The organism is Gilliamella sp. HK2, assembly GCF_001690265.1.
In the GTDB taxonomy this organism is placed as follows: domain Bacteria; phylum Pseudomonadota; class Gammaproteobacteria; order Enterobacterales; family Orbaceae; genus Gilliamella; species Gilliamella apicola_C.
Genome location: NZ_LZGV01000064.1, coordinates 15741 through 28678, shown reverse-complemented (window position 1 = coordinate 28678; position 12938 = coordinate 15741). Strand labels below are relative to the sequence as shown.

Genomic DNA, 12938 nt, shown 5'->3' with positions numbered 1-12938 from the left:
ACTTTATTTTTTTGTGAATGCGTAAATATCACCATTTTTAGCCTGAACAATAATTTTATTATCCACAACTAATGGTTTCGAAATTAATCCACTACTACTGACTTTTGTCTTAGCAACAATTTCGCCATTTTCAGCATTCAACCAATATAAATAACCTTCAAAATCACCAAATACAACATAATTCTGGTAGATAACAGGATCTGTTAACTGGCGATGTAAAAGGCTTGTTTGAGTCCAAAGCTCAGCTCCACTGTTCTTAGCAATCGCTTGAACATTATCATTTTGATCAATAACAAATAATTGATGTGTATCAACCGCAAAGTTATGAATAGAGCCAAGTTCTTTGTGCCAAACAGGCTGACCATTACTTAAATCAAGTGCAACAACACTACCATTATAACCAACAGTATAGACTAAATTACCTTCAACTACAGGACTAGAGTCAACATCATTTAATTTAGCAATTTCAGTAGAGCCTGATGGCTGAGAAATACGTTGCTGCCAAATTAATTGACCGTCGTTAATATAGTAAGCATTTACTCGACCATTATCATCGCCAACAATGGCTGCACCATGGGCAATCGTTGGTGTAGAGTTACCTCTTAACGACAGTGCAGGGACTTCGAAAGAAACATCCCATAAATTATCACCGGTATCGCGATTAAGACCTTGCAAAATACCACTTGCTGTATGAATGATTAATTTGTCTTGAGAAGATACAGGGCGAGCAAGCACTTCACCTTTTACAGGTTTTTCCCAGACCACTTTCCCATCTAAGCGATCTAATGCATATACAACAGCACGCTCACTACCTACATAGACATATTTATCATCGGCACTTACGCCCCCTGAAAATAGTGCTGTTTTACTACTAAAAAAGGTACTTTGAGATAAATTTACATCCCATATAGTATTACCGCTAGCTAAATCAATGGCTTTAACTTGTCCACTACGACTTGCGACATAAATAGCATTATCATAATTACTTGGTCCTAATAATGAGTAAATATGAGTATTGCCAGCCGTACTATTTTTCCACACTTGTTGGATAGAAAATTGGTTATCCACTTTCGGTGAAGGTGAAATTTGAACAATTTCTTCGTCCCCACCGAATAAAGAGCACCCAGCAAGTGAAAACATTAAAACACCAGTAAAAAGATATTTTGATAACTTCATTGTATAGCCCCTTATCGCAGGATAATTAATTTTTATTTTCGTCAGTTACAGCTTGTTTTGCCTTAGCTTCTTGTTCTGCCTTTTCTTTAGCTGCTTGGGCTTCTTGTTCAACTTGTTGTTTTGATTGCAAATATTCAGTTTGATTCAACTTCATTTTAATATTTCCTTCTAAATCTTTGGTTGGATTAGAAGTTAGAGCAACGTTATAAGCGTTAACTGCGTCTGCATAACGCATCATTTTAACTAACACATCACCACGGATATCATTAACAACAGCTCCCCAACTTTCGCTTGTTACATTGCTTAACGATGTTAAACTGTCTTGATATTGACCTTGTTGGTACTGTAAGCGTGCAATACGAATATGGGTAATGGTTCTGACAGGCTCTGAATCGGTTTTCTTTAATACATCAGATAATAATGCTTGTGCACCAGGGTAATCTTTTAATACTTCAACATAAAATTTTGCAGCGCGTAAATTCGCAAACACACTATAAATAGTATCGTCATCTTTCGCAAAAGAAACCAATTCATTAACTGAATCTGGCTTATTATCATCTAATTGAGTAAGTAATTGCTCATATTTATCTGATGATTCTATCGCTTTTTCAGCTTTACAAGATTGCCAATAACGCCAGCCATAAAAAGCGAATAATCCGATCACAAGAACCGCAACCATAATTTTCCATGTTTTAGCAAAAAAGCCCTTTATCTCTTCAAGTTGTTCTTCACTCGATAATTGATGACTCACGTTTTTCTCCTATTTTTTACTTAATTGACAAGCAAGTTTGAACTACGTCTTTTTGTGCAACTTCAACTTGTTCGCCTGTTTGTAAATTTTTAATCATTACTGAATGATTAGCTAGTTCATTTTCACCAATGATAACAGCTATTTTAGCACCTAACCTATCGGCTTTAGCAAATTGTTTCTTAAAATTACTACTACCGTAATTTGTCATAATTCGCCAATCAGGTAGACCATCACGCAACAGCTCAGCAACACTCTGTGTGGCTGCAATTGTCTTCTCATCACCAGATGATATCATATAAATATCAATCGAATTATCGCAATTTAATGTTGGATTAACCGCCTGAACTAATAACACTAAACGCTCAACGCCCATGGCAAAACCAACAGCTGGTGTTGGTTGACCACCCAGTTGACTGACCAGACCATCATAACGACCACCACCACAAACGGTACCTTGAGCACCTAAACTGCTTGTGACCCACTCAAAAACAGTACGATTATAATAATCTAACCCACGAACTAATCTTTGATTAATATTGTATTTTATTCCAGCATTATCCAATAATCGACATAAACCTTCAAAGTGAATTTTTGACTCTTCATCTATATAATCAAATAGTTGAGGAGCTTGGTTTAGTAGCTCTTGTACCACTGGGTTTTTTGAATCAAGTACGCGTAATGGATTAGTATACATTCTACGCACACAGTCTTCATCCAATTTATCTTTATATTGTTCAAGAAAAGCAACGAGTGCATTTCGATAATTGGCTCTGGCTTCTAACGAACCAATTGAGTTAAGCTCAAGAGAAGTATATTGTTCAATACCAAGCGCTTTCCAAAAACGAGCTGTTAATAAAATAAGCTCCGCATCAATGTTTGGACCCTCTAGTCCAAATACTTCTACACCAAATTGATGAAATTGGCGATAACGTCCTTTTTGAGGTTTTTCATAACGAAAAGCTGGTCCTAAATACCAAAGGCGTTGCTCTTGATTGTAAAAAAGACCATGCTCAATCCCCGCACGAACACAACCTGCGGTGAGTTCTGGGCGCAGCGTTATACTTTCATCATTACGATCGTTAAAAGTATACATCTCTTTTTCAACAATATCAGTGACTTCACCAACAGCTCGCTTAAATAGTGCCGTATCTTCAACAATCGGTGTTCTAATTTCGTTATAACCATAGCTATTTAATACGCCTTTGACAATTTTTTCAATTTGTTGCCAACTTGCACTATCTGTTGGAAGTAAGTCGTTCATTCCTCGTATTGATTGGATCTTTTTCTCAGTCATTTATTTATTCGCTATTTAGTAAAATTATAATTCAGTTGCTGCAATTCTATTTTTCAACATGGATGCTTTAGCACGAATTTTAGCTTCTAATTCATCAATCATCTGTTCATTATTGATACGGCCAATACGTACACCATCTTCATAAAAACCACTTTTGTTATGACCGCCAGCAACTCCCATAGTTGAAGCTAATGCTTCCCCTGGACCATTGACCACACAACCAATAATAGATACATCCATTGGTGTAATAATGTCTTCCAATCGCTGTTCTAGTATATTGACTGTATTAATCACATCAAACTCTTGGCGAGAACAGGTTGGGCATGCAATAAAATTAATACCCCGAGACCGTATACGCAGTGATTTTAATATATCAAAACCGACTTTAACTTCCTCAACAGGATCTGCGGCTAAAGATACTCGGAGCGTATCGCCGATGCCTTCTGATAACAATAACCCTAATCCAATCGCCGATTTAATAGCACCACTACGCACGCCACCGGCTTCAGTTATACCTAAATGTAATGGTTGCTTAATTTGCTTCGCTAACAATCGATAAGCATCCACTGCAGTAAATACATCTGAAGCTTTTACACTCACTTTAAACTGATCAAAATTAAACCTATCAAGTATATCAACATGGCGCATTGCTGACTCAACTATCGCTTTTGGTGTTGGTTCCCCATATTTCTCTTGAATATCTTTTTCCAGCGAACCCGAATTAACACCAATGCGTATAGGAATATTTTTATCTTTGGCACAATCAACAACAGCCCTAATTCTTGACTCATTACCAATATTACCAGGGTTAATTCTCAAACAATCAACACCATATTCCGCCACTTTTAAAGCAATACGATAATCAAAATGAATATCAGCAATGAGCGGAACTTTGGATTGTTGTTTAATAAATTTAAATGCCTCTGCTGCATCCATCGTTGGAATGGAAACGCGCACAATATCCACACCAACACGCTCAAGCGCTTGAATTTGGGCTACGGTTTTTTCTACATCAGTGGTGCGAGTATTTGTCATCGATTGAACCGCAATTGGCGCTCCGCAACCAATAGGGACATTACCGACATAAATTCGGGTAGATTCTCGTCTAAAAATTGGCGAATCTTGATGGCTCATACACTCTTAACTATATTACAAAATAACTAGCCAGCAATCTTAACAAGATTTAAGACAAATGTCTGTATGAGAATAAGAAAATTTGCTAACTATTAACACGAGTAGATGGGGATGGTGAAATATAATGGCTTACTTCAATAAGGTTATTTTTACTTTCTTTATTCACATAATATAACGTTATACCGAGAGCACAAAAAAGAATAAATAAGCCAATAAAAATAAAGGGGAGCTTTCCTGGCTTTTTAGTTATAAATGCTTGCGTTTGGTATTTCTTTTGCTGAGATTTAGATTGTTGGGTTAACTCATCAATATAAGGTTGATACTGATCAACAGGTAAACCGACAATATCGGCATAAGATCGAATATAACCTTTTACAAAAACAAGAGGGGCGTGAGGCAATTGGTCTTTTTCGATATCAGCAACTACCGTTTTCCGCACATGAATTTTATTGGCAATATCATCTTGAGTTAATCCCATTTGTTCTCGTAAATCAGTGAGCATCACTCCTAGTGAAATATTGTCCATTATCCCCTCATAAACTTAATACTAACCGCTGTAAAACACCTTCTTTACATATTCTACAACTAATCAATTTTTTTTGCATTAAACCATTGTGTTGGTTTTTCAATTTCATGTTGTGCTGCCACTAATTGTAACTCATACTCATCTTGTCTTAACGTTTCAAGCATAACAGCATAGACAGCTGAAGTAGTATGTTCTAAGGCTTCAACCAATGATTTCCCCAGTAAAATATTAGCTAAAAATAACCCGCTAGTCATATCGCCAACACCAACTGGTTGCCTTACGCCAAAATCAACTAATGGACGATCAATATGCCATGCTTCGTCTTTAGTTACAAGCAACATTTCAAAACGATCATTTTTATAGCCAGCTCTGCTTAAATGTTTAACTAAAATAGCTTTAGGTCCTTTTTTGCATAGCTCACGACAAGCTAAAATTGCTTCGTCAACATTATTAATCCGTTGTTTGCCATTTAGCTCTTCAAGTTCTAAGATATTTGGTGCCATCATATCTGCCATAGGCAGTGCTGTATTGCATAAAAATTCAGATACCCCAGGAGCAACAAAGCATCCTTTTTCTGGATGTCCCATTACAGGATCGCAAAGATAGATGGCATCAGGGTTGACAGCTTTTACTTTTTTAACTATTTCAATAATGGCATTACCTTGCTCTGGCGAACCCATATAACCACTTAACACCGCATTACAACGTTTTAATTCATCAATCTCATTGATCCCATCGGCAATCTCGGTTAAATGAGACGCCGACATTACCGTTCCAGTCCATTGGCGATATTGAGTATGATTAGAAAATTGTACGGTGTTTAAAGGCCAAACATTGACACCTAATCGACGAATAGGAAACTCAGCTGCACTATTTCCAGCATGACCAAATACCACATGAGACTGAATCGATAAAATATTTTTCATGAAATTAGCTCCAAATTAACAAGCAGTAATATTTTTTACCACGACGAAGTAAAGTATAACGATTAAAGAGCTTATCGCTATCAGCAAAACGGTAATCTGTTGTTGTATTACGTTCACCATTAATAGAAATAGCATTAGATTCAATCATCGTTCTTGCCTGCCCTCTTGAAGGAGCAAACTGTGCATTAACGATCGCTTGTTGTAAATCAACTTCCGAATCAACGGCTAGCGTTGGCATACCGTCTTGAGCTAATTGTTCAAAATCAGCTTCTGATAGGTCAGCTAATTTACCAGAAAATAAACTGTCTGTAATACGTTTTGCCGCAACCAGACCCTCTTCACCATGAACAAGGCGCGTAACTTGTTCAGCAAGCACATATTGAGCTCTTGGCGCAACACCGCTATTTTTATCTTCTTCTTCCAATGCATCAATTTCACTTAATGGCATAAATGTAAAGAATTTTAAGAATCGATACACATCAGCATCTGCCGTATTGATCCAGAACTGATAGAATTTATAAGGGCTTGTCTTTTTCGGATCTAACCATACTGCACCACTTTCTGTTTTACCAAATTTGGTACCATCTGATTTAGTGATTAGCGGTACAGTCAAACCATAAACCTGTTTTTGATGTAAGCGACGGGTTAAATCGATACCAGCAGTAATATTACCCCACTGATCAGAACCACCAATTTGTAAAACAACATCATGCGATTTATTCAAACAAGCAAAATCATAAGATTGTAATAAACTATAAGAAAATTCAGTAAATGAGATCCCCGCCTCATCGCGATCAATACGTTGTTTAACTGATTCTTTATTGATCATCGCATTAACCGAGAAGTACTTGCCAATGTCACGTAAAAAGGTCAGTACATTCATACCACTAAACCAATCATAGTTATTGGCAACAATGGCTGCATTTTCACCACAATTAAAATCAAGAAATGGAGAAACTTGCTGTTTAATTTTTTCACTCCATTCAACCACTGTTTCTTCAGTATTAAGTTTACGTTCAACCGCTTTAAAACTTGGATCACCAATTAATCCTGTTGCCCCACCGACTAAAGCTACAGGCTTATGGCCTGCTAACTGAAATCGTTTTAAACAAAGTAATGGGACTAAATGGCCGAGGTGTAAACTATCTGCAGTTGGATCAAAACCACAATAAAGCGCAATTGAATTTTGCTCAATTTGTTCTACTAGCGCTTTTTCATCGGTAAGTTGAGCAATCAGCCCACGTTCCTGTAGTTGTTTGATCACATTTTTTGTCATGATATTTTACCTATTAAATTTATTACGTTTATATTCTAGTTTAAATAAAATGTTATTCTGTTTTGTTATGATAACGTTTATACGCTTGTTTGAAATGATCTTCCACTATATTGTTAGGTTTTTTATCAATAAGACTAACAATAATAATTGCTATAGAAGAAAAAACAAACCCAGGAATAAGTGAATAAAGATTAAACCAATTAAAATTAATCCATAGCAATACCGTTACAGCACCTGTTATCATTCCAGCTAGAGCACCATTACGAGTCATACGAGACCAAAAAACAGAAAATATGATTATAGGTCCAAATGCCGCACCAAATCCAGCCCAAGCGTGACTCACTAAATCAAGTACGCTATTATTTGGATTAATGGCTAATAAAATAGCAATAACTGAAACTAACAACACCATAATACGACCAACCCAAACAAGTTCTTTTTGTTTTGCTTTCGGTCTAAAAAATGCACGATAAAAATCTTCTGTTAGTGCACTTGAACAAACCAGCAATTGGCAACTTAATGTACTCATTACTGCCGCTAAAATAGCCGCTAGCAAAATACCAGCAATCCAAGGATTAAAAAGCAACTTAGATAGCTCAATAAAAATACGTTCATGTTTACCATTATTAATCAAATAAGCTAAATCTGGATGATGAGCAAAAAAGGCAATACCAAAAAAGCCAACGGTAATTGCACCACCTAAGCATAAAACCATCCAAGTCATACTAATTCTACGCGCGTTTCTCATAACTTCATGAGAATCAGCCGCCATAAACCTAGCTAAAATATGAGGTTGACCAAAATAACCAAGCCCCCAACCTAATAAGGAAATAACAGAAATAAAATCCATATGAGCCAATAAATTGGTATAATCAGGGTTAAGTGATTCAATATATACCATTGCATCAGAAAAACCACCTGCATTTACCATAACCATAATTGGCGTTAAGATAAGGGCGAACATCATCAAACTAGCCTGAATGGTATCTGTCCAACTTACTGCTAAAAAACCACCAATAAAGGTATAGATAATTGTTGCACCAGCACCAGCTAACATAGCCCAGCCGTAACTCATACCAAATGTACTTTCAAATAACTTTGCTCCAGCAACCACACCCGAAGCACAATAAATGGTAAAAAAGATAAGAATAATCAAAGCTGAAATAATGCGAAGCAAAGAACTTTTATCATCAAATCGCCGCGCAAAATAATCAGGTAATGTTAAAGAGTTATGATTGACTTCAGTAAAAACACGCAATCGCCCAGCAATCAATAACCAATTGAGGTATGCGCCAATGATAAGTCCAATGGCAATCCAACTTTGAGAAATACCAAACAAAAAAACCGCACCTGGTAACCCCATCAGCAACCAGCCACTCATATCAGATGCACCCGCCGAAAGCGCAGTCACAACACTACCAATACGACGCCCACCTAAAATATAGTCACCAAAATTCTGCGTTGATCGAAACGCAAAATAGCCAATCGCAATCATTCCTAAAATGTACACAGCAAAGGTAACAATCATGGGTAAGGACATATTAAAAAAAACCTTATTTGATGAAATTAAAAAGAGTCGGCTAGCTTACCATAAAATCAGCATGCTAAAAAGACAGTGATGATGAATGTAAATACGCAAATAAATAAAACCGATATAATTTTTCAAATAAATTCAAATCACAATCTGTAATTTCGTACACTATCAATTAGTACACTACCAATTTTATTGTTTATAACTCTAGAAAAACTAACAATGACCTACAGATAAACAATAAATAAAAGTATATAATATGTCTAAATAACTTTTAATATCATTATTTCGTGAAACAATTAACCCGAATCCAAATTTTAGAAAGACTAAAGGATCATATTAAAGATCCAACAACAGAGCTAATTTATCAAACACCTTTTGAGCTACTAATCGCCGTTGTGCTTTCAGCACAAGCAACTGATGTGAGTGTAAACAAAGCCACTAAACCCTTGTTTGCTGTTGCCAATACTGCTGAGCAAATTTTGGCGCTTGGTATTGATAAATTAAAAAGTTATATCCGCACTATTGGGCTATATAATAGTAAGGCTGAGAATATTATAAAAACATGCCAAATTTTAGTTAATAAATATCAAGGCGAAGTGCCAGAAGATTTTAATTCGCTTATTGAACTGCCTGGCGTTGGACGAAAAACGGCTAACGTTGTCTTAAATACAGCCTTTGGCTGGCCAACTATTGCCGTTGATACTCATATATTTCGAGTCAGCAACCGCACTGGTTTTGCACCTGGAAAAACAGTTGAGGCTGTTGAAGAAAAATTGCTGAAAGTTGTACCTAAAGAGTACAAAATCAATTGCCACCATTGGCTAATTTTGCATGGCCGTTATACCTGTATTGCGCGTAAGCCTCGGTGCGGTTCTTGTGTGATTGAAGATTTATGCGAATTTAAAGAAAAAATTTACCCAGAGTGAGAATCATGCTAAATAAATTTAAATTAGATCATGAAGATATCGACTTATTTAAAAACAGTATTGGTAATATCAAAAAGATTAAGCAAGATACCGTTATTCATAAACCGATAAAACGTTCACAAAAAACGGTAGAAACAAAAAAATTACAACATGAAAAAGATCATGCTGAATTTTACTTTTCCGATAATTACCAACCATTATTGCAAGAAGATCCTATCCGCTATAGCAGAGAAAATGCTGATCCTTACGAAGTAAAAAAATTGCGCCGTGGATTTTATAATCCAGAATTCTTTTTAGACTTGCACGGGCTTACTCAACAAGAAGCTAAAAAAGAAATTGCAACCCTTATCGCTGCATGTTTAAGAGAAAGAGCGCATTGTGCGTGTATTATGTATGGTCATGGTAAAAATATACTAAAAAAACAAACACCACTGTGGCTTGCACAACATCCACGTATTATCTGTTTTCATCAAGCCCCCAAAGAGTTTGGTGGTAGTGCTGCATTATTGATTTTATTTGATATTAATGAATTAACAAATATTTAAAATAACATATATCTCATCGATATATTCAAAAATATTCAATCATATTATTTCATAATATTTATTGTTATACGACTCACAACATATAGCTAACAAAGCAATCATTGTTGTCGAACAAAATATTGACGTTGTCGCATAAAATATATCTTTGTTACACTCATTTTTCATAGCAAAAAATATCCGTATAAAATGGATGACTAAATATTCAACATAATGGAAAAACAAAAAAATCATATGATAGAGATAAATAGGTATAGAGAGGTTAGGAAAAATATTAAAGTGCAATACCCAAAATTATTTAGCAATAAATTAGAAAAGAAAACTAATTTTAATATTGGGTTGATTACCACTAAACTGCTATCTGTAAAATAAAAAAGCCAGCTTAATTAAGCTGGCAAACATTGGAAGCAATGTGAGCAATGTCATACTTTCCAGAAGCCTTTCTACGCTCTAACAAAGTACGAATTAATGATAATGATTATCATTATTAAAATCAAGCGTTTTTTTGACTACTTCTAGTTACATAGCAATAAATTTATTATTCTCTTATTTTATAAATAATAAATTTACAGTTGCTCAATACAAAAAAATAAAGCAGAAGCTTTCCCTTCTGCTTTTATAATACGATTTCACGCAATGAATAAATTATTTTAGATTAAGACAATCATCCTTATTATTTTTGATAAATAAACTCAACACCCTCTTCATCGCTTTCGTCCCAATCCTCAAATTCTTCATCATCATCAAAAGCTTCATCCATTACTTGTTGATGATAATCATCCCACATAAACTCCACTTTTTCTGGCGATGATTCTGCCTGCTCGGTTTCACGTGGATGTGCATTAATATATTCCATTAAATCCCAGCATAAAGCCTTTACACCTTCGTGGTTAATTGCAGAAATAGTATAATATTTATCTTGCCAACCAAGTGCCTTAGCAATTTCAGCCGCTCTCTCAGCCCCCTCTTCAGCACCTAATACATCCATTTTATTAAACACTAACCAACGCGGTTTATTAGCTAGTTTTTCACTATACTGATGTAGTTCTTGGATAATGACTTTTGCATTCTCGATCGGATCAGAGCCATCAATTGGTGCGATATCAATTAAATGTACTAACACTCGGCAACGTTCAAGATGCTTTAAGAAACGAATACCAAGCCCTGCTCCATCAGATGCACCTTCTATCAATCCGGGAATGTCAGCAACAACAAAACTCTGTTCGTTATCCATTCTAACCACACCCAAGCTAGGTACTAATGTTGTAAATGGGTAATCCGCTACCTTTGGCTTGGCTGCTGAAACAGCACGAATAAACGTTGATTTACCCGCATTAGGTAAGCCTAACATCCCCACATCAGCAAGTAATAATAACTCTAATAACACATCGCGTTTTTCGCCTGGCGTACCGTCCGTTTTTTGCCTTGGCGCACGATTTACTGATGATTTAAAACGTGCATTTCCTAGGCCATGAAAGCCACCTTTAGCAACCAATACTTTTTGTTGGTGATGCGTTAAATCGCCAATAACTTCACCAGTATATTTATCCGTAATTCGCGTTCCTACAGGCACTTTAACCGTGATATCTCGACCTCGTTTACCGGTACAATCAGAACCTTGCCCATTTTGACCACGTTCAGCACGGTAATTTTTTTCAAACTGAAAATCAACAAGTGTATTCAAATTCTCATCAGCAATAAAAAATACATCACCACCATCACCACCATCACCACCGTCAGGGCCACCTTTAGGTATATATTTTTCTCGGCGAAAACCAACACAACCATTTCCACCATCTCCAGCTTCGACTCGAATTGAAGCTTCATCTACAAATTTCATTATTCTTCCCCTTTATTGCGGTTAATTAGCCAGCCTTTTCTTGGATGCCAAATATAATGCCCAATGGTCGCAAACATTGCGCCCGCAACAACAGACACTGCGCCAATATAACCTAAAATATTTAAATATTGCATAGCAAACTTTTCAGGCCAAATTAATGCAAACAGATCTGAAAAGACAAGTGCAAATAATGGCGTTAGGGTTGTTATAGCACTAACTTGTGCCGCTTGCCACCGCTCCATTGCCATCACTAACGCACCATATGCAATGATAGTATTTAAACCACAAAATATAATTGCAAAAAGTTGCGTTGCATCAGCATTTGCAATCCTGCTTGGTGAAGTAAATGGCATTAAAAACACGGTACAAATAAGGTAAATTAACCAAAGTAGCTGTTCTGCACGTAATTTACGTAATAACACCTTTTGAGCAAGTGCATAGCAAGCCCATGAGACCGAAGCAAGTAAACCAAGCCAAACCCCTATACCATACGAAGACATATTAGAAAACAGATCTGCAATATTTTTATTAAAAAATAGCCCTAACCCAATTAGTAAGACTAAAATACCAATGATCTGAGTTGGTCTTAGTCGCTCTTTAAAAATTAAAGCGCTTGACACCATAAATATCACAATGCCAGTTTGCCCAACAACTTGGGCTGTTGTGGCTGAAAGGTATTGAACTGCACTAGCAAATAAAGCAAAATTACCCAGCAATCCAAATCCAGCAATTATCAATAAAATAAAGCGACGGCGTTTTTTAAACATCATTAAACTAGGAAATTGCTTTTTGTAAACCAACCAAATGGTAATCCCAAGCGCTGAAATAGCTAACCTAGACCAGGCTAATGTCAAGGGATCAACAACCACTAGTGCATATTTCATTGCAACTGGCACAATACCCCACATCACCGCAGTTAACATGGCAAGTGCAAAACCTAATTTAACATTTTGCTGTTTTATCATATCGCTATCGATTTTATATGCGTTTAAAGAAAAGAAAAAAGCCCCACA

At 36.2% G+C, this 12938-nt stretch carries 12 protein-coding genes; 2 read left to right on the top strand and 10 right to left on the bottom strand.

From position 1 onward, the window contains the following. Nucleotides 1-3: 3 nt before the first annotated feature. From bamB to putP, 8 genes are all read right to left on the bottom strand, one after another. Entirely contained in the window at nt 4-1176 is a 1173-nt protein-coding gene (gene bamB / locus A9G45_RS05695; RefSeq protein ID WP_065568408.1) for an outer membrane protein assembly factor BamB, read from the bottom strand. 25 nt (nt 1177-1201) lie between these two features. Further along, nucleotides 1202-1927 carry a YfgM family protein gene (locus A9G45_RS05690; protein ID WP_065568409.1) on the bottom strand — a complete coding sequence of 242 codons (726 nt, stop codon included), beginning with the start codon at nt 1925-1927 and terminating at the stop codon, nt 1202-1204. A 16-nt stretch (nt 1928-1943) separates the two neighbouring features. Next, a complete protein-coding gene (hisS, locus tag A9G45_RS05685) occupies nt 1944-3221 on the bottom strand; it encodes a histidine--tRNA ligase (RefSeq protein WP_065568410.1) in 1278 nt (425 codons plus the stop codon). A gap of 24 nt (nt 3222-3245) precedes the next feature. Then, complete coding sequence (ispG, locus tag A9G45_RS05680) at nt 3246-4355, bottom strand: flavodoxin-dependent (E)-4-hydroxy-3-methylbut-2-enyl-diphosphate synthase (protein ID WP_065568411.1); 1110 nt, start codon at nt 4353-4355, stop codon at nt 3246-3248. 85 nt (nt 4356-4440) lie between these two features. Beyond that, entirely contained in the window at nt 4441-4881 is a 441-nt protein-coding gene (locus tag A9G45_RS05675) for a helix-turn-helix domain-containing protein (RefSeq protein ID WP_065568412.1), read from the bottom strand. A gap of 59 nt (nt 4882-4940) precedes the next feature. Further along, complete coding sequence (pdxY, locus tag A9G45_RS05670) at nt 4941-5807, bottom strand: pyridoxal kinase PdxY (RefSeq protein ID WP_065568413.1); 867 nt, start codon at nt 5805-5807, stop codon at nt 4941-4943. A 4-nt stretch (nt 5808-5811) separates the two neighbouring features. Continuing rightward, nucleotides 5812-7083, bottom strand: coding sequence for a tyrosine--tRNA ligase (gene tyrS / locus A9G45_RS05665; RefSeq protein ID WP_218057043.1), 1272 nt, complete (start codon nt 7081-7083; stop codon nt 5812-5814). A gap of 52 nt (nt 7084-7135) precedes the next feature. After that, complete coding sequence (putP, locus tag A9G45_RS05660; protein WP_176700682.1) at nt 7136-8623, bottom strand: sodium/proline symporter PutP; 1488 nt, start codon at nt 8621-8623, stop codon at nt 7136-7138. Between the two features lie 281 nt (nt 8624-8904). Here putP and nth point away from each other — a divergent pair, with 281 nt between their 5' ends. Together nth and smrB are read left to right on the top strand one after the other, a co-directional pair. After that, complete coding sequence (gene nth / locus A9G45_RS05655) at nt 8905-9543, top strand: endonuclease III (RefSeq protein WP_065568416.1); 639 nt, start codon at nt 8905-8907, stop codon at nt 9541-9543. A 5-nt stretch (nt 9544-9548) separates the two neighbouring features. Then, on the top strand, nt 9549-10088 hold the full coding sequence (smrB, locus tag A9G45_RS05650; RefSeq protein ID WP_065568417.1) for an endonuclease SmrB: 540 nt from the start codon (nt 9549-9551) through the stop codon (nt 10086-10088). A 670-nt stretch (nt 10089-10758) separates the two neighbouring features. Here smrB and cgtA read toward each other — a convergent pair. Beyond that, nucleotides 10759-11925, bottom strand: a complete 1167-nt coding sequence (cgtA, locus tag A9G45_RS05645) for an Obg family GTPase CgtA (RefSeq protein ID WP_065568418.1) — start codon at nt 11923-11925, stop codon at nt 10759-10761. Then, the gene (locus tag A9G45_RS05640) at nt 11925-12890 is read right to left on the bottom strand and encodes a DMT family transporter (protein WP_065568419.1); all 966 of its coding nucleotides are present in this window, start codon (nt 12888-12890) and stop codon (nt 11925-11927) included. The genes cgtA and A9G45_RS05640 overlap by 1 nt, the downstream gene beginning before the upstream one ends. Nucleotides 12891-12938 lie beyond the last annotated feature (48 nt).

Bases quoted from the DNA above. Each gene is read 5' to 3' on its own strand.
- bamB (WP_065568408.1), bottom strand. From the start codon at position 1,176: ATGAAGTTATCAAAATATCTTTTTACTGGTGTTTTAATGTTTTCACTT.
- hisS (WP_065568410.1), bottom strand. From the start codon at position 3,221: ATGACTGAGAAAAAGATCCAATCAATACGAGGAATGAACGACTTACTT.
- ispG (WP_065568411.1), bottom strand. From the start codon at position 4,355: ATGAGCCATCAAGATTCGCCAATTTTTAGACGAGAATCTACCCGAATT.
- A9G45_RS05675 (WP_065568412.1), bottom strand. From the start codon at position 4,881: ATGGACAATATTTCACTAGGAGTGATGCTCACTGATTTACGAGAACAA.
- pdxY (WP_065568413.1), bottom strand. From the start codon at position 5,807: ATGAAAAATATTTTATCGATTCAGTCTCATGTGGTATTTGGTCATGCT.
- tyrS (WP_218057043.1), bottom strand. From the start codon at position 7,083: ATGACAAAAAATGTGATCAAACAACTACAGGAACGTGGGCTGATTGCT.
- putP (WP_176700682.1), bottom strand. From the start codon at position 8,623: ATGTCCTTACCCATGATTGTTACCTTTGCTGTGTACATTTTAGGAATG.
- smrB (WP_065568417.1), top strand. From the start codon at position 9,549: ATGCTAAATAAATTTAAATTAGATCATGAAGATATCGACTTATTTAAA.
- cgtA (WP_065568418.1), bottom strand. From the start codon at position 11,925: ATGAAATTTGTAGATGAAGCTTCAATTCGAGTCGAAGCTGGAGATGGT.
- A9G45_RS05640 (WP_065568419.1), bottom strand. From the start codon at position 12,890: ATGATAAAACAGCAAAATGTTAAATTAGGTTTTGCACTTGCCATGTTA.